Here is a 21,014-nt window from a genome sequence, read left to right on the forward strand (position 1 = left end):
CAGGGCAATTTGGTAAAACGGCAACTAGCCTTGAAATAAACATTACGTACTTGCGAGTTTCGAGGAATGACTCAAGCTACCAATCCCTACCAAATGTGGTTGGGTCTCAACGTCACTGGTCGACCCGATTGCTATACGCTGTTGGGGCTGCCCGTGTACGAGGCCGACACCGGCAAGATCATGGTTGCCGCGCAAAATGCCATGTCGCGCGCCTCGATTCCGATGGCCCCTGCCGACGAACCACTTCGCCACACTTTGCTCTCAGAAATCCAATTGGCACAGAACTGCCTGTTGGATCCAGCTCAAAAGCAAGCTTACGACCAACAACTGCAGGCCTACTTCAGCGGTCAGATTGCGCCTGCCGCGGTCGCTCAGCCTGCGACGGCAGCGCCCGCTCAAGCCGCGGCCCCGACTGCACCTGCCGCGAATCCATCTTCCGATTCCAGCGGCGATATTTCGCTGAAAGCCAAGAAGACATCCGCCGCGACCTCGGCCAAAAGCCGCGCCAAGAACTCCGCTTTTGGCATGTACATGGGTGGCGTCGCGATTCTGCTGCTCGCCGCAGTCGCCGGTGGAGCGTATTTCGTCTTCACTGAACCCGCGGACGAGCCTATCGCTCAGGCAGATCCCCAGCCGGAAACCACCAGCCCAGAAGTTCCCGCCCAGCCAGAAGAAGAATCGACGTCAAACGGTGGAAAGTCCCCTCCAGGACCAAAATCGGGCAAGCGTCCCACTTCCAACGATCTGGCCAACTCGATCCCTGGCCTGGGGAACCCCGAAGACACCATGGCTGGCATGCCGGCGATGAACAGCAAGCCGCCAGAACCCAAGGCCACCGCCGAGGATCAAGCCGAACTGAAAGCAGCCCTGGAAGCGGCCTGGATTGGAATCAGCGAGAAGGATTATGCCAAGTCCTCGATTGCTCTCGACCAGGTGCGTATGACTCCGAAAACGCCTGAAGGTAAAACCGATTTCGATCGCGTCGATCAGTTTGTCCAAGACTTGATGGCCTACAACAAAGCCCTCAACGACGGCACCGCGTCGCTGCGTGAAAACGAAGAACTGACCGTCGGAAGCACGACATTCACCATCAGCACGCTCGATGACATGCGCGTTGTGGTTCGCTTTGCTGGTCAAAATAAAGGATACGAACGAGGCCAACTTCCCGAAGGCTTCCAGCGAGCCATCGCCCTGAGCCGCCTGAAAGGGGAAGACACCGTCAAGCAGCGCATCGAAGCTTCGCATCTGCTGCTCTCGCCGAAGGCCGACATCGAGTACATCCGCGAACTGTGGACCCAATCAGGTGCCGATGGAAGTGCCTTGGCCGCGTTGGAAGCCGGCAAGAAGAAGTACCTCGCCGGCAGCATGGTCGCCGCGAATAGTCCTTCGAAACCAACCGAAATGACTTCCACCCCGTCAGAAACGGAGACCACAACCCCTGAGCCGATGATGACCGCTCCGGCTGCCGCTTCGACGGCGAATGTCGATCAGCTGGCCGGTCTCATGAAGCAGGCACGTCAACAAGTCATCGACCGCAACGCTTCTGCGGCTCAACAGTTGCTCGCCCAGGCAGCGCCTCTGGTCACCTCGCCGAAGCATCAAGAGAAGTTCAACGACTTGAAGCAGTTAGCCGACTTGAATCAGCAGTTCTGGCAGGCCGTTTCATCGCGGCTTACCAAGCTGCCGGCAGACTCGGAACTCGACGTGAACGGTACCATGATTCGTGTTGTCGAGTCGGACGCTAATCGCCTGGTGATTCGCATGAACGGTGAAAACCGCCGCTACACGCTTGCCGATATCCCGGCAGGGCTCGCCAAGTTCCTGGCTGAACAAGAACTCCCCACCCAGGCCGAGACTAAAAAGATCATCGGTGCGTTTCTCCTGGTCACTCCGGACGGCGGGGCCGATCGCGCTCGTGAAGAATTCGCGACCGCGTTTCTACCAGATGAAGAAATCGACAAAATGGTTGCTGTTCTTACCGACCCCTATCAACTGGCAGACGACCTGATCGAGCAGGCCAACATTCCGACCGAAGCCGATATCTCGGCACCGGCGGCTGCCTTCCAGGAAAAATGGAACTCCCGAATTCAATCCGCTCAGCGGCTGGACGACCACGCTAAGATCGGCCAGGAAATGGCAGCCGCGGCCATGGCCATGCCCAATGGTTCTCCCCAGCAGTTCGCAGGCTTCCGCTATGCCCTGGCCGAGTCGGCCCGCGGTGGTGACTTCGCAACTTGCTCGCAGATCATCCAAGACTGGCACACGCGTTTTGCGATCGATCAGGGGGAATGGCACCTCAAAGCGATGCAGCTAGCAGCCGGTTCAAGTATGTCTTCCAAAGTTCACGCGGCGATCGCCCAGCACGCCATCAAGCACGTGCCGCTACTGATAGCAGATGGCCAGACGAAAGCTGCTGGCGCGATGCTAAAACTAGCAGAAGAATCGGCAACCAAGGCACGCGACAAAGACTTGGTAGAAGCGGTAAAGCAGCTGAACATGACTCCCTAGTTCGGCTCGGTCTGAAAGTCGAAATTCTTCAAGATTCGACGGCGGAACATGAAGCTTCACAATAAGCCTTTCCGATTATTCTAAAAGCCATAGGCACACTTAGTTAGCTAAGGCTTCCCCCCTCACTTTGCCGACCAGTGATATCAGGGGATGCAGTGCACGCACCCCAAGTTGTTCTGGCCACTGGACGGCCAGCGCAAGGTCGATCACGGGAAGGATGCCCGAATGCCCGCTGCCAGAAAACTAACCTCCCAATTGGCGGTTCTGACCGTTGGTCTCGGCCTGGTCTGCGCGCTTTGGCTCTGGGGAGCAGCTCCTACCACGGTGGAAGCGATTCCACATCTCATTTCCCAGCCCCACCCCTACGATGTCGATTGGCCGGAAGTCTACATGACCCTGGCCAACAAATGTGCTGGATGCCATCGCCCCAACACGAAGCGGGTCGACCTTAGCACCTACGAAGCCCTGTTGGCCGGCAAGGTTGGCAAGGACCGCCTGGTCGTTCCGGGCAGTCCCAAAGACTCGGCCCTGTTGGCCTACGTGGAATGGGACGAACACGCCCAGCCAGGAACTGGCATGCCTCGTACGCCTGAAATGCCGCCGGACAAGATGGAATGGCTCACCCCAGGGCAACAGGAAGCAATATACCGCTGGATCGAAAACGGTGCCCTGGAATACGCCCTGCCCGAGAACTGCAATATCACTCCCTTGACCGAAATGGAGTTTCCTTCGGCCAAGCAGTGCCAGACCTGCCATCCCAAGCAGTACGACGAGTGGTCGCGATCGATGCACGCCTATGCCCAGCATAGCCCTGTGTTCGAGGCCTTCAACTTGACCCTCATGGAACGCACCAGCGGCACGCAGGGAACCTTCTGCACGCGTTGCCACACGCCTGTTGGCACCGCCCTGGGCGAGAACGCCAATCGACGCAATGTCCACCGGTCGCGGATCTCGATGGAAGGGGTGACCTGTGTCTCTTGCCACCGCCGCAGTACCAAGCACTACAAGGCCAGTGGTCGCGTTCCGGTTGAACCTGGCAAACTGCTCGACGCGTGCATGTACGGCCCCTTCGACGATGCCGACGGCGGCGAGGCGATGGGCACACACGAGTCACAGGGCCTACCCTACATCAAGACCTCGCAGTTCTGCGGCGAATGCCACGACGTGACCAACCCTCAAGGCGTGCGTCTCGAAGAAGCCTTCAGCGAATGGCAAAACAGCCCGGCAGCCAAGCAAGGCATTACCTGCCAACAGTGCCACATGGGCCCCGTACAAGGCGTTCCGTTCCAGGATTGCGAACGTCCCCTCGGCCGCGCTGCTGTTGTCCCCGAAGTACCGGAAGACCAGCTTCCCCTTCGCCGTCTTACCGACCACACCTTTGCCGGTCCCGACTACTCGCTACTGCCTGACACCGAGTTCCCCGAGAAACTCGATTGGATGTTCGAGGTCGATTACCGCAACTGGAACATGCTGACCGACTATCAGAAGGAAACGCTCACCGAACTTCGCAAGAAGAACCGCCATAGCCTCCGTATCGCCGCTCAGAAGCGATACGAAGTCCTGTCGCAAGCCGCCGACCTCTTTGTAAGTGCTCCGCAGTCAGCCGGCATGGGTGACAAGGTTCACATCAACGTCGAAGTGAAAAGCAAGCTTTCAGGACACAGCTTCCCCACCGGCTTTACGGCCGAGCGTCAGGCCTGGGTTTCGGTCATTGTCCATGACGAACAAGGACGGGTTGTTTTCGCGTCGGGCGATCTCGACGACAACGGCGACCTGCGCGACGAACACAGCCATGCGGTGCTCGGGGGTAAGGTTCCGTACGATCGGTTCCTGCTCAATTTCCAGAACAAGTTCACCGCACTTACGTCGGAAGGGACCGATCACTCGGTAATTCTTTCCGTGAATCGCTTCCTGACACCGATCAACATTGTACGTCCGGCGGAAGGTATCTCCGCTTCCTTCGGCCGTCCGCCAACTTTCCGTATCGCCAAGGGCAGCCTGGCACCTCTTTCCAAGCAAAGCCAAAGCTATCCGGTACACTTGCCCAAAGAACCAGGCATCTACCGTATAACAGCGCGACTTAACTTCCGACACCTTCCTCCAACGCTGCTGGATCGTGTCGGAACACCTCACTTGAAGCATCTGCTCGAGGTGGTCGTTCTGCAAGAATGGTGTGGCACGATCGAGGTCACTCCATGACGGCAAGTCCGCAATCCAAACTCCGACAACTCCTCGCTTCAGCGTGGTGCTCAGCAGTTCTCTGTTGCAGTTCCGTCTTAGCGGATGAGCACCTATTTGGCGTACCGCCGATTCCCGGCCAGCACGACAAGCCCATTCAACTGTCGGTTCCTCACGTCGAACCCACGAACTTCGCGCCCGCAAACGAGTCGCTTCTTCCCCCGCTGGCTGAACCCATCGAGACACCGCAGGACTCGCCTCACTTGCTGCCGCTGGCGTTGCCTGAAAACGCCCAAAGCAAGCAATGGAAAGACGAACCCCTTCCGCCCCTGGAGGAAGAGCTGTGGCAACATGGTGGCTCGTACATGTACAACGCAGAAGGGGACCGTTTGGGTTGGCCGTGCGAGGATGAGCACGCCGACTTTGAACTACTTCGCCTGCCGGAAGATTATATCGATCCCGAACCCTTCACGCTGTTTACACAGTTCGAAGGGGAAGAACCGATCAAACAGTATTCGCTCGACTGGTTCGGCCCCGGTGCCTACAACTGGGAACCCCGTTTTGTCGCCTACGGCGGCTACCAGGCCAGTGCTATCGCGTTCAAACAAGGCAACACCCGCAGCGATGGCCTGGGGCATCAATTGCTGCTCGATCTCGACCTGCGTCTGACGGGCACCGAGCGTTTTCACGTGCAGTTCCGCCCCATCGGCGAAGGCAACACGGGCGGCTCGTACTATCGCTTCAGCGACCCGGCCGGCTACATCGACAACAGCACCGGCGAGCCTCAGCGTTTCTGGTTCGAAGGAGAACTGCATAGCATGTTCTCTGGCTTCATGGATCCCTTCGCCGTTCGCGACCTGCACATGGTGGGGGGCAAATTCCCGTTCCAACTGCACAACCAGCTGTTGATGAACGACGAAATCCTTGGTGCCGTCATCAATAAGAATACGCTCTTTGTCGGCAACACGAGCAACATCAATATCCAGGCCATCTACGCCGGCAGCGACGTCGACAACGTGGCCGACGACAACAGCCGCATGTACGGCACCAACATCAGTGTCGACTACCAGAAGGTCTTCTACGAAAGCTCGTACCTGTTTGTCGAAACGCCCGATGCCGCTGGCCGCAACCAACACTTCGCTGCGATCAGCCGTACTCAGTTCCATGGCCGGCTGAACTACGCCACTCGGGCCCTGTTCAAATTCGGCGACGAAGCCGGTACTGGTGCCGGCGAACTGTTCGTCCTGGAAACAAACTACACGTACCTGATGCCTGCCCATCCGCTGGGTATCGAGTCCGGCGTTGCCTACTGTAACCTCTTCTATGCGACCGACGGCTGGAACTCTGCCGCCGGCGGCAACTTCAATCGCTTGCGGGCCGCGTTCGACGTGAACCCGCTCGTCGCGATTTCCACCGGCAGCAGCCTGGGCGAGAACTACGGGGCATCGCTGGGCATCCAGTTGTTCCGTCATCACGAAGACGAATCGATCGCCCCTGAAATCGCCTTCCAGACCCCCAACGGTGACTTCGTCTATGGCTTTGGCCTGCGTTACCAGCGAAAGACCGGCAAACGCACGTTCTTCGAAGTCTTGGGCGTGTTGAACCTATCCGATAACGAAGCTCTCCGCCGCGATGGCGTATTCGTGTCGGAAACGATCCTGTTCTAAGCTCACTTTGCCGATTCGTTAAACTTCCGCGGCAATGCTTCCTCGCGTGTGGTAATCGATTACAATCGGGCAATCCCCTGCCCTATCCCTTCGATCCATTCCGAGCCGATGATGCGTTTCTACCAATCTCTTGCCGCTGGCTTAGCCTTGCTGCTATGCGTCTCCCCTTTGGTTGCCGGCGAGGCGACCGAGTTGATCAACAAGATCAACGCGATCAGTTCCGAGGCCCTCGGTTATCCCGAAGCGGTCAAAGCGGTCACCGCCCTTAGCCAAATGAACGCCGACGCCATTCCCGAGGTCTTGGCCGCGATGAAACAAGATCGCCCCGTGGCCGCCAACTGGCTGCGTGGTGCCGTCGAAGCAATGGCCGACAAGGCCCGGCAAGCAGGCAAACCGATTGCCAACGACACGCTGATCGCGTTCATTGAATCGCCAGCACATTCTCCTAAATCGCGTTCGGTAGCCTATAACCTGCTCAAGCAGCAAGATGAAGAAGCGGCACAAAAGCTGGTCCCAAGCTTCGAGAACGACGCTTCGCTCGAACTGCGTCTGCTGGCCGTCGACAAGCTGATTGAAGACGCCCAAGGCAAGCTCCAGGACGAGCAAACCGAAGAAGCCGTCGCAACCTATCAACAAGCACTCACCGCCACACGCAATGCCCATCAGGCCAAAGTGATCGCCGACGCTTTAAAGGAACTGGAAGTCGAAGTCGACACGACCGAGCATTTCGGCTTTCTGAAGAACTGGCATGTGATCGCGGCTTTCGAGTTCGCCAAGGGAGATGGCTTCGACGCCGTCTATCCGCCTGAGAAAGAGATTAATCTGGAAGGTTCCTACCCCGGCAAGCTGATCGACGAAATCCCCGCCCCGGCCAAGTGGCAACCGCTGACGCTCGGCAAAGGCGAAAAGCGAGTCGACTTCAACAAGGCGTTTGCCCCGGTGAAAGAAGTCGTTGGCTACGCTGTCACCACTTTCGATAGCGACGAAGCCCAGGATGTCGAATTACGCTGGGGTTCGCCCAATGCGACCAAGGTGTGGGTCAATGGCAACCTGGTGGCCTCGGACAAGGTTTACCATGCCGGCGATAATTTCGATCAATACACCGCCAAGACCAAGCTGAAGCCCGGCGAGAACACCATCCTGGTGAAGCTGGTGCAGAACGAACAAACCCAGTCGTGGACCAACGTGTGGCATTTTGATCTACGCGTATGCGATCACCTGGGCACGGCCATCGCCGACGCCAAACCTTAACCTTCAAGCACGGAAACCAACCCATGCGTATCACCCTGAGTTTGCTGTGCCTGCTGGCGATGGCTTCGTTTGTCTCAGCCGACTGGCGTCAGTTCCGCGGCGACGACACCACTGGATCGTCCTCATCGTGTCAGCTTCCCGACAATTGGACGGCCGACGGCGAGAACGTTGCCTGGAAAGTCGAACTCCCCGGTCGCGGGCCATCCAGCCCGATCGTCGTCGATGGCAAGGTGATCGTCACCACCGCCGACGGAGCCGACCTCGAACAGTTGCACATCCTGTGCTACTCGGCTGCCGACGGCAAGAAGCTGTGGCAGCGAAACTTCTGGGCGACCGGTCGCACGTTCTGCCACCCACAGACCACCCCAGCCGCACCCAGCCCCGTAAGTGACGGCAAGAACGTTTACGCCTTCTTCGGTTCGAGCGACCTGGTATGCCTCGACCTGGACGGCAACCTGAAGTGGTACCGTGGCCTCGGCTACGAACACCCCAAAGCAGGCAATGACGTCGGCATGGCCAGTTCGCCGATCGTGATCGACGACACGATTGTCGTGCAGATCGAAAACCAAGGGGATTCGTTCGCTGCCGGTATCAATGCCGAGAACGGGCAGACTCGCTGGTTCCTGCCGCGAGCGGAAAAAGCAAACTGGGCATCGCCGATCGCCTTGAAAGCCGTCAACTCCGGCGACGAGAGCGTGGCCTTGCTGCAAAGCAGCGACGGTGTCACGGCCGTCTCTTCCAAAAGCGGTGTGGTCTTGTGGGAACTGGGCGGGGGTGCCTCCACGATTTCCACTTCGCTGACCACCGGCGAGCAGGCCTTTGTGGTCTCGAAAGGCCTGACCGTGCTCGACCTGAAAGATCCTCGCGTCAAGCCTGAGATCGTATGGGAAGCCAACAAACTGAATCCGTCGTCGATGAGCCCCATCCTGCACGATGGCAAGGTCTACACCATCAACGGTACCGGCGTGCTCAACTGCGGCAACGCCGAGACCGGCGACCTCGAGTGGGGCCTGCGTCTCAAGGGCAAGTTCTGGGCCACCCCGGTCATCGCCGGCCAGAAGCTGATTGCGATCAATTACGACGGCCTGGCCATGATTGTCGATCTCTCCGGCAAAAAGGGGGAAATCGTCGAAGAGATCGAGATGGGGGAAAACGTTCAGGCCACCCCTGCCCTGGGCGACGATGCCATGTACATCAAAGGGGAACGCCACCTGTGGAAGATCGCCAACAAGCAGTAAACTACAGAGGATTATTCGTTTCCTCCCTTGCTTGAAGATGCACCGTGGTCGCTGAAATTGCCATTACCCCGTGCGGTCCTGTTACTGGATCGATTCGTCCTCCTGGCTCGAAAAGTCTTACCAATCGCGCCTTGATCATCGCTGCGCTTGCCGAAGGCCAATCGATCCTCACCGGCGCGCTCGAAAGCGAAGACACGGAAGTGATGATCGACAGCCTGCGCCGCATCGGCGTGGCAATCGCTCACGATCCGGCCAGCCATACGCTCACGGTCGAAGGGAACGGCGGCAAGTTCCGTGGCGACAACACCGAGATGTTCATCGCCAACAGCGGCACTTCGATGCGGTTTCTCACCGCCTTGGCAACCCTTGGCACCGGCACGTTTCGCCTGGACGGAATTGCCCGGATGCGCGAGCGTCCCATCGGCGATCTGATCGAAGCCCTCAAGCAGTTGGGTGCCAACATCCGCACCGAGTTTGACAACGCCTGTCCTCCCGTACTGGTCGATGCCCATGGACTCCCTGGCGGCAAAGCAACCATCGCCGGCAACATCAGCAGCCAATACTTAAGCGGGCTGTTAATGGCGGCCCCCTACGCTTCCAGCCAGGTGCAACTGCAGGTCGACGGCGAATTGGTTTCGCAGCCGTACGTTCGCATGACGACCCAAATCATGCGTGACTTCGGCGTCACTCTGGAAGAGAACGATTGCCGGCGGTTCGTCATCCCTGGCGGTCAAACGTATCGCGGGTGTGAATATGCCATCGAGCCCGATGCTTCGGCCGCAAGCTACTTCTGGGGAGCAGCAGCCGTCAGTGGTGGTAAGGTCACCGTCGCAGGGCTTTCGCGCGATGCCCTGCAAGGCGATGTCGGCTTCTGCGAAGCACTCGCCCAGATGGGCTGCCAGGTCGATTACCAGACCGACAGCGTTACGGTCACCGGCGGCAAGCTCCACGGAATCAACATCGACATGGGGGAAATCAGCGACACGGTGCAAACCCTGGCTGCGGTAGCCCTGTTTGCCGATGGGCCGACCACGGTTACCGGCGTCGCGCATAACCGCCACAAAGAAACCGACCGCATCAGTGACCTGGCGTGCGAGCTTCGCAAACTGGGAGCAACCGTCGACGAACAGGAAGACGGCATGACCATCACGCCGGGCAAGCTTCAGCCGGCTCGGATTGAAACGTACAACGATCACCGCATGGCTATGAGCCTGGCCCTGGTCGGGCTACGCCAAGAGGGCGTCGTGATCCTCAACCCTGGCTGCACCAGCAAGACGTATCCTCACTACTTCGAGGACCTGGCCCAGATCTGTGCCGGCTAACGAGTGGCAAGAAACAGAAAAAGCCGCTTAAGGCGGCTAAATTAACAACTTCGACCACCAGGGCCGAAAACTCTTTCAGCAAGGAACCAACGCTCTAGTTGGTTCCAAACATGCTTGGAAAATGCGTGCCTGCAAGGCCCTTACCGAGGAAGGCATCGGCCTTGTGCAGGGCATCATCCACGGGGTTAATCGGCGGAGCACCGGCCATATCGGGATCGTGCGAAATGAATCCGGCACCGCAATGTTGGCAGGATACCTCAAGGCCAAGATACTCGACCTTGACCTGCAGCTTTCGGCCACATGTAGGGCAGGGTTGGACGAAGTACGTGACTTTACACACGACGGCATCTCCTACTACCGCAACTGCTGAAAAGTGCCACCGAGAGACGACTTGCTCGGCAACGTTCCAGCAGTATAGGAAAACGGTGACGGAAATCAATCGAAAAAAAGGACCTACGGTATATCAACACCACTTTATGGCCATTACTAGGGGACTTAATCCCAAATTACGGCCATCCATCTCTTTCGCCGTATTCGCTCCAAATTGACCAGATTCAGCTGATATCTCGGGCATTAAGGGATTTTCACCCATTTTAGAGGGGTTTGTCAACGATCACGGAGGTGTGATCTATCCTTCTTAAGAGTGGGCAGAAAAAGTTCATCGCGTGAGAAATAAGTTGCCGAAAATGTGCAAGGAAATCGGGGGAATGGGTCATGCACTGGCTAAACAATAGCCGCACTCAACGCGTCATCGTGCCTGCGTTGGGCGTTTGGCTCGCCTGCTGCGCTTCGCTGTTTGCCGAGCCCATTCGTCCTGAGTTCGAAACCCTCGAGCAAATCGTCCAGCAATACTTCTATCATGCTCGACCTCGTCACAAGCCAATGCTGCTGACCCAAAGTCAGGTTGTTGCCTTGCTGGAGTCGCTTCAGGGAATGCGGATCTACATTCCCGGCCGAACTCAAATCGTTCGCAGCTTTCCTCACGATCGCGAGTTCTTCAGCCGTTTCGTTCTGGAAGAACTAGCCCAAGAGCCTGCTATCGAATTCCCTGACGATCCGACCTTCCTGTTCCAGCGAATCGATGCCATGTGCACTTCACGCCAGTCGATCGTTCAATTGACGCGGTTGGCCAGCCAAGGCAAAAGCTTCTCGGCAACTTGGATTTCGGACGCCCCCCTGCTTCCTTCCCTGGAATCGCGGCTGCTGAAAGATCTGCTCGCAGAGCATGGCGTAGAAAACGCCGCCCAGGCCAAGCCTAGACGGCGCAATTATACGATCGAGCATTTGCTGGAAGCATTGGAAAGCGCTTACTTACCAGCATCTGAAACGGCGACCACCGTCACGTCATTTGACGCGGTGGGCCGATAGAATCTGCACCGGTTCTCGCGGTAGATTGACGAACCCGTCACTCGACTGGACTTCGACGGCCGAAATCGCATCGACGACGTCCATCCCTTCGATCACCTCGCCAAACACACAATAGCCAAAGCTGCTGGAATCGTCGGTCCCAATGTGATCGAACGATGTGTTATCGGCGCAGTTGATAAAGAACTGGCACGTCGAACTGTGGATGAAGCTGGGATCTCGCGACATGGCGATCGTGCCCCGCTTATTCTTCAAGCCGTTCATGGCCTCGTTCTGAATCTCGCTCTTAGTTTCACGAGGATTCATACCGCTGTCGAACAACCCGCCCAGGATCATTCCCTTGGGCTGCACGTAGTGAAAGATCGTACCGTTGTAATGATCGGTCGAAATGTAGTTGGTCAGAAAATTGTCGACCGTCGCCGGAGCCTTCTTGGCATCCAACTTCAGATGAATTTCCCCTTTGGTTGTCGTCAGAATGACTTCAGGGAACTCTTCACCACGAAAGTCGGAACCCTTTCCTGGCTTGCCGACCACGTCGGTCGAGACGGTCTGTGACGCTGCGTCTGCGCTGCCAGGGTCGTTGATACTAACCGCCGGTGGATTGGCCGCATCCGACGATCCACAGCCAGCGGTAAGCAAGCCAACACAAATAGCAAAACCGAGTACAGCTAACGATGATGATAGGTGCGGGAACTTCATCAAGCACGCCTCCCTGCGTTACGCCTGAGGGTGAAGTGAACGGGTCAGGTTCGGGTCAGAATTAGTCGAAGTATTTTCGGGATTTCGAGAAATCATGCAACATGAGTTTTGCTATCGGGGCGATTACTCCATCCACCCCAAATAACCCAAGTACGTGTACATCCAAGGATGAATCCACGGATTAAGCGCCGAATAGCTGGCCGATATCGCTGAAAACAACAACAGTACCGCAAACAGCAACTGCCCCCAGCGAGCATTCTTCCAGCGATCCAATACCGGAATCATGGCGGTTAACCATAGGGGAATCAGCCAGAAAGCCCAGCGAAAGCCAGAGGTCATTCCGCCGTAGTTACGATCTTTCAGCGGTCGGAAGATATAGAACAACACACAGACCAGCGTCAGCACAATGATGAACACGGCAACCTGTCGCAGGCTCCCCTTCTCCGATAGCCACAGCCCCAGCCCTATTAAAGAAAGGAACCACACCGGCGTGAGTGACAATATCCCGTGATGTCCGAGTGTCACATGAAACGCGTACAGGCCGATCGACTTCTCTCCCTTGTCGACCCCCTTCTTCACGCCAGGCTTCCAATAGCTGGTGTCGTAGTCGTACCAGTTGTCCCAGTCGCGAACTTCGATGTTGCTGTCGGTGCGCTGCACGGCATAGCGGCGGTCGATCCCCGTGTCGAGAACCACCCACCGGTTGCCCGTCTCACGGGTAATGATCTCGGCCTGATCGCTCAGCTGAATCTCGTGCCTGGCAAGCACCTCTTTCAGTTCGGCAGGCACCTCGTTCTTATCCAGTGCGCCATGCATCTTGGTTTCTAGTGTTCCCAGCACCTCGCCATCGGCGCGATGGGCATACGGCGGTCGCCACGATTGATGGGCGATGTAGTTCGTCACCAGCGACGCCCCTAAGATCACCGCTGCGGCTGGCACTCCGTATAGAAGCGTTCCGACAGGTCGCTTGATCAGCATCGCCAGTCCCAGCAGACCAAAGAAGCTGAACGCCGGCAGATCGTTCACTGCCGCACAGGCCGCAAAGAAACCAGCCCCCAGCAAGTAACGCGCGTCGCCGCGATCGTCGCACCAGACGCGCAAACCGCAGAACATCGCAATCGCTACACTCATCGCAGCCAGGCTGTGGTTGTTGATCGTGACAGCGTACGTCGTCAGAAACGTACCAAATGCAACCGTCGCCACGATACCAAGCCGGGCAAAATCCGACTTCGCGTAACGTTCGACAATCCAGATCGTCGCCCACAGCAGCCCCAATAGAAACAGCCCATTGGTCGCAATCAATATCGCGCGACCGACGTAATAAGGGTGCTCGGAGATCTCCATGCCGATCGTATTCTTGATCAGCCAATATTCGCCAGCCAGTACACAGGCCATCAGTGGCGGTTTGCTGCTGTAGTAGTGGTACTTTCCATCCGGGCCGATGTGATACACCTTATCGATCGAATCCCAGTAGCGGTCCTTGATCACCTCGTCGATGGCAAACGTCTGGTGATCGACCAGCGAACGGACCGTCGCCCAGCGGCTGCGATCGTTCGCACTGAGAAACGGATGCCGGTTGTGTTCGGCCGTCACGGCGAAGATGCGACCCACGGCATTGCCCAGGCACACCGCGATCAACAGCCAATATACGGCCCAGCGCAAACGATCGGCGTCGGTCCACGTGTTGTCGGACTTGCGGGGAACTCTAGCTGGCTTCGTCACGCACGCCTACCTTTTGCGAGATGAAGTACGACTTGGTCTGCGGAGCAATTGCCGAACGAATGATTTCAGCCAACAAGCCCACCGTGACAAACTGCGTCCCCAGCAGCAGCGAGACGATCGAGTAGTAGAAGATGGCCCGCTTGTGTAGTTCGATCGGTTCTTCCGCACCCAGCAGCCGATCGATCACCCACCATCCCGAAAGCCCAAACAGCCCCAGGAAACCGAGTGCGAAGAACAAAAGGCCAATCCCACCCAACAGATGCTGCGGCCGCTGCCCGTAACCAGTAATGAACGCGACGGTCGTCAGGTCGAGGAATCCTTTCAGGAACCGGCGCACCCCGTACTTCGAATGGCCGAACTGCCGGGCTCGGTGATTGATCACGATCTCGCCGACCTTCCAACCATGGGCCGCGGCCAGCACCGGCACAAATCGATGCAGCTCGCCGTACAAGCGGACTTCGTCGAAGATCTCGCCGCGGTAACACTTCATACCGCAGTTATGATCGTGCAGCTTCACGCCAGTCAGCGTACTGACCATCCAGTTGAATACCCGCGACGGCCCAACCTTATGCCAGGGATCGTGCCGTACTTGCTTCCAGCCGCTAACCACGTCGTAGCCGGCGTCTAGTTGTTCCAGAAAGCGGGGAATCTCGTGCGGATCGTCCTGCAGATCCGCATCCATCGTGATGATCACGTCCCCTTGGGCTTCCTGAAAACCAGCATCCAGGCCGGCCGCTTTGCCAAAGTTACGGCGAAACTTGAGCCCGCGAATACGCGAGTCTTTCTCGACCAGCTTCGTGACCACGTTCCACGACTCGTCCTTCGAACCGTCGTCGATGAAGATGATCTCAACATCGTAGTTGTGGGCCGTAACGACTTCGCAAATCTCTTCGTGCAGTTTGTCGAGACTCTCGTCTTCGTTATAGACAGGGATCACCAGGGAGAGCTTCATTTGCTTCACTTCTCACGCATACTCGTTATGCAGGATTTTGGGCAGGATCGGTGGTCGAGCTCTCTTCGGAAGAAGGAGACTCCGAAGTCGCATCGTCCGTGGCAGGGGCGGAGGCGGGAATTCCATATAGGATAATTGCCAACGCCACTTCTGCCAAAAGCCACGAAACCCGCAACAACACAGCCGACACCACCGCGACCACCGGACCGAAGACCGGGGCCATCATTTCCATAATCACATATTCACGAACCCCCATCCCACCGGGAATGGGTGTCACAAAGCCCACGACCATCGCCAGGCAGACGGTCGCGGCCAACAGGGGGAACATCGTTAAACCGCCCGCCATGTGGGCATCGGCGTCGGGAATGCTGGTCATCGTGGCAAACATACTGCCTCCCAGCAGGGTCCAGCCCACGATATTCGCTCCCCAGCCCCAGGCCATCGTCGGGTAATTCAGCCCGGCCAGTTTCTCTTCGATCTCGGGATTGATGCGCGAGACCTTCAAGAAGAGGACCACCGCGCGAAACACCGGCGGCAATGTCACGAAGCTGGCGGCCAGGCCAATTCCGACCGCCGTCCACAGGAGTAACTGCTGATGGGAAAACCAGATGGCAATTAATATCGCGCCGTAAACCGCCCCGACCGCAACCATGGTCAGCGTTTCCGCGAAGACCGCGGTCGCGACGACCGATCGTTGCAGATGATTACCTTGCACCAGGGAAGTTCGCAGTACCACAACCAATGCTTTGCCAGGGACATACTTTCCCAGGTGACCAATGAAGTAGGCCCGCACGGCACTATAGAGCCGCGGCTCTTGCTTCATGGCCTTCATCAATCGGTACCAGAACAACCCCATTGGCAGGGTGCCCAACAGGTACAGCGAACCAGCCAACACGATCCAGGGCCAACGAAGTTCTTCGAAAGAAAAATTTTGTTGCTGAACTTGGGCGATCGCTTTTTCAATATTTCGCCATATCCCCCAGGCAACCAGAACCATCACGATGAGCTGAATTGCGTTCATCGCGCGCGACTTCCACACCTTCGCCCCTTTGGCTGGCGTATCGTCCGGGCAATCTGGGCTTGCTGGGGAAACCAAAACTCGGTCTCTGACGGCATTGATAGCGGATGTGGATAACTTGGCGATGATAGTCTATTGCCGACAGCCTGCGAACCCCAAGCGCGATTCGTCCGTAGTGCTATACCAATCCAGAGATAGGGAATTCTCCTCGCGGCTATGCTTGCGGCAAGAATGCTGTCAAATGTCGCTTTCCCGTTTCCCCAATAATAGTTAGGATTAGCGGCACAAGTTGCATGATGCACGTGCTGTGCGAGGAGTATGAGACTGTGTACGCCGCCTGCTTATTAATTACGTCCGCCGTTCTTGGCGTGGATTTCGGCTATCAGCCCACTGATTCGGGGCAGCTGGAATACATTATTCAGATCGAACCGGAAGCGATCGAAAAGCTCAAATCGGGCGAAGCGATTCAAGTCGGTCTACCTCCGAACGTACAGCGCGTTCAGGTCTTTCGTGTTCAAGTCGGAGATGCAGAACTGCCTAAGATTCTGCCCACCTCCTACGAAGAGCCGGTCAACGAGCGGACCAACGAGATCGGCCTGATGCCGACCGAGTCTCCCAAGTTGACCGCTCCGCCGGAAACGACTTCCGCGGCCGACACCAGGCCGGCACTTGGCGAAGAACTCGCTCAGTATATTCCGCGTCAGACTCGCACGCTCCCATCGGGCGCGACCGAGCCAGTCCAGCCCAGCACCAGCACAGCCACGAACACCGGCAGCAGCTTTCCAGCGATTCCTGGTGCGGCTGAACGTTACGGCGGTGCCTCATCGACAGCCGGATCGCGGTTTTCGGTACCTGCGACGCCGGGAAGTCCTTACGGTGCCGTACAAACCAGTGGCACAACACCGCTCGGCTCGGTCCCAACTCCCCCCAGCACCAACACCGGTAGCACGACCGGCAGTCAGTACAATGCCGGCTCGACCAGTACGCCCGGCAGCACAGCTACGCCCGGTAGCACAATGGCCAGTGGTGGTGCCACTGGTGGAAGTGGAACCACCTGGAATGCCACCACGCAGAACAGCGGCACCACGAACTCCGGAACCAGTGCCACCAACCCTTACCGCTTCAATCAGCCTGCTGCCGGCAGCAATCAAAGTGCCCCGGATCTGATTTCGCCGTCTGATTCCAACAACTGGGTCTCGAATACCGGCCAATCAGGCACCGGTTCGACCTACGGTAACAATCAGACCAACACCGGAACCAACCAGACCGGCCAAACCGGCGGAACGCTGGGCCAGCCCAACAACACCGGTAGCAATTACACCTACCCTGGTTCCAACACTTCACAACAGAACAGCGGCAACCTGGCCAACAACAGCGGCACGAATACCGACAGCACGTGGCCGGCCAGTACCTGGAACCAGAACCAGACTGGCGTCAACACGGCACCTTACAGCCCGCTGCCCAACAACAACCAGAACACGCAGCAGCAGCCGCAGTACAACAACCAACAACCACCGCCAGGGTACAACCCCCAGCAGCCATACGGTAGCAACTTCGTGAACAACGGTTACGGTCAGCAGCCGCCGTACAACTACGGAGCGAATCCCAACTACCAGTACAACAACCAGCAACCCCCTTATTACCAACCACCGTACGCTGGTCAGCAGCCGGTCGCCCAGGTTGCTTATAACCAGCCCGCAGGCACGGCTCCTCCTACCCAGCAGTCACCAAGCGGGACCACGAATGCTTCCGTTTCCGGAACCGAAAAGGAGACGGAAATTGTCGAAAAGGTTGTCGAGAAGGAAGTCGAAACGCTCCCCTCGTGGTGGCCGTTCCTGGCCTTTGGCTTCCTATTATCGTTCTGTGCCAACGGGTACATGTTCATCATCTCGCAAGACTTCCAACGCAAGTATCAAGACCTGCTGGAAGACGTTCGCGACCTGCGAACGATGTCGAACGACTAACACGTATTCAGATATCTGGTACCTGCGGTCCGACCCGCGACACGCGGGCCCTACAAGAAATGAAAAAGCATCGAAGCTAACACTTCGATGCTTTTTTGTTTCGAAACCGGACAAGCTCCGCGATTAGAACGGGGCTTCGTCGCTGGCCGACTCTTCTGCTTTCTTGGCCGTCTTTTTGGTCGCTGCCTTCTTGGTAGTCGACTTCTTCGCGGTCTTCTTGGTGGCGGCCTTTTTCTTGGTCGTCTTCTTTTTGGCCGTTTTCTTGGGAGCAGCCTTCTTGGTCTCCGTCTTCTTCTTGGCCTTCTTTTTCTTGGTGCCTCCCTTGGCGGCTCGTTCGGCCAGAAGTTGCAGGGCGACCTCCATCGTCAACTCGTCTGGCGAAGCCCCCTTCGGCAGCGAGGCGTTCGTTTCGCCATCGGTCACATAAGGGCCGTAGCGACCATCCATGACCTTGATCACTTCTTCGGTCACCGGCGACTTGTCGAGCGTCTTAAGCGGCTCTTTCGGAGCCCCTCGACCGCCCCGCGTCTTCGGCTGAGCCAACAGTTCGAGGGCCTTTTCCATCTCGATTTCGATCGGAGAAATATCGGCCGGCAGCGAACGAGTTTCGTCGTTCCACTTGACGTAAGGACCGAACCGCCCGTTATAGGCGACGATCGGCTTTTGATCGTCGGGGTGCAAGCCGACTTCACGTGGCAACGAAAGCAGCTTGATCGCCGTTTCCAGGTTCACGTCACCGGCGTTCATTCCCTTCAACAGCGAAGCATTCTTCGGCTTCTCTTCGTCGTCCGAAGACCCCATCTGCACGTACGGGCCAAATCGGCCGGTCTTCAGATAGATTGGCTTGCCTGTTTCGGGGTGCTCGCCCATCGGCTCTTCCCCTTTTTCGGCCTGTTCGAGAATCTCCATGGCCTTGGCCAGGTCGATCTCGTCCGGAGGCAGTTCATCAGGGATCGATCCGCGGCGTTCTCCTTGTTCGACATACGGTCCATAGCGACCGACACGCACGAAGACTTCGTCGCGATACTCACCTTCTTCGGGTGCGCCCAGCGGAATCGAGTTCACGCTACGGGCATCGACGTCCTTAATGCGTTCCTCGATGACCTGCTTCAGGCCGTGGTTTTCCACGCCGAAGTAGAACTTCTTGAGGTAATCGTTCGCATCTGCTTCGCCGCGGCTGATGCTGTCGAGGTCGTCTTCCATCTTCGCGGTGAAGTCGTAGTCGACCAGCCGTTCAAGGTGCGCTTCAAGCAAGCCCACCACGGCAAACGACGTCCACGTGGGAACCAGGGCATTCCCCTTCTTGAAAACATATTCGCGACGGAGAATCGTATCGATAATCGAGGCGTACGTACTCGGACGACCAATCCCCATTTCTTCCAGACTACGCGTCAGCGAAGCTTCGCTGAACCGGGCAGGCGGCTGGGTGGTGTGGCTCTTCGGGTCGAACTCTTTGGCATCGACCTTCTGCCCGACTTCCACCGCAGGAAGCAACGTTTCGCGGTCGGCCAGTTCGGCTTGAGGATCGTCCGATCCTTCGACGTAAGCTCGCAAAAAGCCAGGGAAATCGATCGTCTTGCCACTAACGTAGAAGACGGCCTGACCGCCACCGATGTTGATCGAAATGCGGTGTCCGCGGGCATCGGCCATCTGGCAGGCCACCGTTCGCTTCCAGATCATCTCGAACAGCTTGAACTGTTCGGCGTTGAGTTCACCTTTGAGCGATTCCGGCTTGCGGAATTCGTTACCGGCAGGTCGAATCGCCTCGTGAGCTTCCTGGGCGTTCTTTACCTTGGAAGCGTAAACGCGAGGGCTTTCCGGCAGGTATTCTTTGCCGTACTCGCTTTCAACCAGCCTACGCGAAGCGTCGATCGCTACCTGGGCCAGGTTGGTCGAGTCGGTACGCATGTAAGTAATGTAACCGTTTTCGTACAGGCTCTGGGCGACCTGCATCGTTCGCCGAGCGGTAAAGCCCAGCTTACGGTTGGCTTCCTGCTGCAGCGTACTGGTCGTAAACGGAGCAGCCGGCTTGCTGGTGTAGGGCTTGTTCTCGAGGTTGCTGACCGAGAAGTCCGCACTGCGAATCCGCTCGAGCAGGTCTTTGGCCCCTGCTTCGTCCAGCAGCAGCAGACCTTCCTTGTTGACCTTACCGGTGGAAGCATCGAAGTCGCGGCTGGATGGCACACGCTTGCCGTCCGCTTCGACCAGGGTCGCGTCAAACGACTGGCCGTTGACCTCGAACGTGGCGACCAGGTCCCAGTAGGTGGCCGAGTGGAACGCCATACGGTCTCGTTCGCGCTGCACGATCAGACGCACCGCCACGCTTTGCACGCGGCCGGCCGACAGTTTCGGCTTGATCTTCCGCCACAACAGGGGCGAAACCTCGTAACCATATAAACGGTCTAGAATTCGGCGAGTTTCCTGGGCACGCACCATGCCGTCGTCGATCGTACGGGGGTGTTCCAGGGCTTCGGCGATCGCCGTTTCGGTGATTTCGTGGAAAACGAGCCGATGGACCGGGACTTTCGGCTTCAAGATTTCCTGTAAATGCCAGCTGATCGCTTCCCCTTCGCGGTCTTCGTCCGTCGCGAGGTAAAGTTCGTCCGACTCCTTCAGCAGCTTCTTCAGCTTGGTGACTTGTTGCTTCTTGTCGGTCGGCACGATGTAGACCGGGTCGAAGTTGTCGTTGACGTTCACCCCCAGGTAGGCCCACTCCTGGTCCTTATATTCCTGCGGGATTTCCTTCGCACCTTGGGGAAGATCGCGAACGTGGCCGATCGAAGCCTCGACGAGGTAATTCTTTCCGAGGAATTTTGAGATCGTCCGAGCCTTGGCCGGGGACTCGACGATTACCAAGGCCTTCTTGCTCTTACCCGATTCCGCCATGAATGATCCAATACAATTCGACTAGTGCCGCTGGGTCTACGTTGCTGTTGCCTGACGTAAAAACAAAGGTGCTTCGACGTAATGTTCTTATCTGCTAATCGTGCTGGTCAAATTTAACGCTGAGCCGTACGCTTTCCGCCAGACGAAAAATCGCCACAGTCGGTGCGATTTTTTTGAAAACTCAGCCCATCGTCTGAAATTTCAGTGAAGCTTTCCCGTGCTGCGCAAATTTTGCGTCAAACAG

At 57.3% G+C, this 21,014-nt stretch carries 14 protein-coding genes; 8 read left to right on the forward strand and 6 right to left on the reverse strand.

Annotated elements, in window-relative coordinates:
• The first annotated feature begins 66 nt into the window (after positions 1-66).
• From C5Y96_RS26815 to aroA, 6 genes are all read left to right on the forward strand, one after another.
• Entirely contained in the window at positions 67-2,508 is a 2,442-nt protein-coding gene (locus C5Y96_RS26815; RefSeq protein WP_146115824.1) for a hypothetical protein, read from the forward strand.
• A gap of 225 nt (positions 2,509-2,733) precedes the next feature.
• Positions 2,734-4,707, forward strand: coding sequence for a multiheme c-type cytochrome (locus C5Y96_RS26820; protein ID WP_158261443.1), 1,974 nt, complete (start codon positions 2,734-2,736; stop codon positions 4,705-4,707).
• Positions 4,704-6,353, forward strand: coding sequence for a hypothetical protein (locus tag C5Y96_RS26825; protein ID WP_105359785.1), 1,650 nt, complete (start codon positions 4,704-4,706; stop codon positions 6,351-6,353). Before C5Y96_RS26820 ends, C5Y96_RS26825 begins: the two co-directional genes overlap by 4 nt.
• 108 nt (positions 6,354-6,461) lie before the next feature.
• Positions 6,462-7,604 (forward strand): hypothetical protein, encoded by a 1,143-nt coding sequence (locus C5Y96_RS26830; protein WP_146115825.1) that lies wholly within the window; start codon positions 6,462-6,464, stop codon positions 7,602-7,604.
• Between the two features lie 23 nt (positions 7,605-7,627).
• Entirely contained in the window at positions 7,628-8,842 is a 1,215-nt protein-coding gene (locus tag C5Y96_RS26835) for a PQQ-binding-like beta-propeller repeat protein (protein ID WP_158261444.1), read from the forward strand.
• Between the two features lie 44 nt (positions 8,843-8,886).
• Positions 8,887-10,164, forward strand: a complete 1,278-nt coding sequence (gene aroA, locus C5Y96_RS26840; RefSeq protein ID WP_105359793.1) for a 3-phosphoshikimate 1-carboxyvinyltransferase — start codon at positions 8,887-8,889, stop codon at positions 10,162-10,164.
• Positions 10,165-10,258: 94 nt separating this feature from the next.
• Here the strand turns inward: aroA and C5Y96_RS27195 are convergent, their stop codons facing one another.
• A complete protein-coding gene (locus tag C5Y96_RS27195) occupies positions 10,259-10,504 on the reverse strand; it encodes a hypothetical protein (protein ID WP_146115826.1) in 246 nt (81 codons plus the stop codon).
• A gap of 374 nt (positions 10,505-10,878) precedes the next feature.
• Here C5Y96_RS27195 and C5Y96_RS26850 point away from each other — a divergent pair, with 374 nt between their 5' ends.
• Positions 10,879-11,532: a hypothetical protein gene (locus C5Y96_RS26850; protein ID WP_105359798.1), complete on the forward strand. Its 654-nt coding sequence runs from the start codon at positions 10,879-10,881 to the stop codon at positions 11,530-11,532.
• Here the strand turns inward: C5Y96_RS26850 and C5Y96_RS26855 are convergent.
• The 4 genes from C5Y96_RS26855 to C5Y96_RS26870 form a co-directional block, all read right to left on the reverse strand.
• The gene (locus C5Y96_RS26855) at positions 11,509-12,228 is read right to left on the reverse strand and encodes a peptidylprolyl isomerase (RefSeq protein ID WP_105359801.1); all 720 of its coding nucleotides are present in this window, start codon (positions 12,226-12,228) and stop codon (positions 11,509-11,511) included. The two genes, C5Y96_RS26850 and C5Y96_RS26855, sit on opposite strands and share 24 nt — an antisense overlap.
• Before the next feature lie 123 nt (positions 12,229-12,351).
• Entirely contained in the window at positions 12,352-13,950 is a 1,599-nt protein-coding gene (locus tag C5Y96_RS26860) for a hypothetical protein (protein WP_105359803.1), read from the reverse strand.
• Positions 13,934-14,902, reverse strand: coding sequence for a glycosyltransferase family 2 protein (locus tag C5Y96_RS26865; protein ID WP_105359806.1), 969 nt, complete (start codon positions 14,900-14,902; stop codon positions 13,934-13,936). The genes C5Y96_RS26860 and C5Y96_RS26865 overlap by 17 nt, the downstream gene beginning before the upstream one ends.
• A gap of 25 nt (positions 14,903-14,927) precedes the next feature.
• Complete coding sequence (locus C5Y96_RS26870) at positions 14,928-15,923, reverse strand: YbhN family protein (RefSeq protein WP_105359808.1); 996 nt, start codon at positions 15,921-15,923, stop codon at positions 14,928-14,930.
• A 323-nt stretch (positions 15,924-16,246) separates the two neighbouring features.
• On the opposite strand from C5Y96_RS26870, the gene C5Y96_RS26875 reads away from it, so the two are divergent.
• Positions 16,247-17,884 (forward strand): hypothetical protein, encoded by a 1,638-nt coding sequence (locus C5Y96_RS26875; RefSeq protein ID WP_158261445.1) that lies wholly within the window; start codon positions 16,247-16,249, stop codon positions 17,882-17,884.
• Positions 17,885-18,007: 123 nt separating this feature from the next.
• Here the strand turns inward: C5Y96_RS26875 and topA are convergent, their stop codons facing one another.
• The gene (topA, locus tag C5Y96_RS26880; protein ID WP_105359813.1) at positions 18,008-20,770 is read right to left on the reverse strand and encodes a type I DNA topoisomerase; all 2,763 of its coding nucleotides are present in this window, start codon (positions 20,768-20,770) and stop codon (positions 18,008-18,010) included.
• Between the last annotated feature and the right edge of the window lie 244 nt (positions 20,771-21,014).

This window comes from Blastopirellula marina (genome assembly GCF_002967715.1).
Classification (GTDB): Bacteria; Planctomycetota; Planctomycetia; order Pirellulales; family Pirellulaceae; genus Bremerella; species Bremerella marina_B.

What these genes read in the sequence shown, in the direction of transcription:
- C5Y96_RS26815 (WP_146115824.1), top strand. Translation starts at nt 67, where the DNA reads ATGACTCAAGCTACCAATCCCTACCAAATGTGGTTGGGTCTCAACGTC.
- C5Y96_RS26820 (WP_158261443.1), top strand. Translation starts at nt 2,734, where the DNA reads ATGCCCGCTGCCAGAAAACTAACCTCCCAATTGGCGGTTCTGACCGTT.
- C5Y96_RS26825 (WP_105359785.1), top strand. Translation starts at nt 4,704, where the DNA reads ATGACGGCAAGTCCGCAATCCAAACTCCGACAACTCCTCGCTTCAGCG.
- C5Y96_RS26830 (WP_146115825.1), top strand. Translation starts at nt 6,462, where the DNA reads ATGATGCGTTTCTACCAATCTCTTGCCGCTGGCTTAGCCTTGCTGCTA.
- C5Y96_RS26835 (WP_158261444.1), top strand. Translation starts at nt 7,628, where the DNA reads ATGCGTATCACCCTGAGTTTGCTGTGCCTGCTGGCGATGGCTTCGTTT.
- C5Y96_RS26850 (WP_105359798.1), top strand. Translation starts at nt 10,879, where the DNA reads ATGCACTGGCTAAACAATAGCCGCACTCAACGCGTCATCGTGCCTGCG.
- C5Y96_RS26855 (WP_105359801.1), bottom strand. Translation starts at nt 12,228, where the DNA reads ATGAAGTTCCCGCACCTATCATCATCGTTAGCTGTACTCGGTTTTGCT.
- C5Y96_RS26865 (WP_105359806.1), bottom strand. Translation starts at nt 14,902, where the DNA reads ATGAAGCTCTCCCTGGTGATCCCTGTCTATAACGAAGACGAGAGTCTC.
- C5Y96_RS26870 (WP_105359808.1), bottom strand. Translation starts at nt 15,923, where the DNA reads ATGAACGCAATTCAGCTCATCGTGATGGTTCTGGTTGCCTGGGGGATA.
- topA (WP_105359813.1), bottom strand. Translation starts at nt 20,770, where the DNA reads ATGGCGGAATCGGGTAAGAGCAAGAAGGCCTTGGTAATCGTCGAGTCC.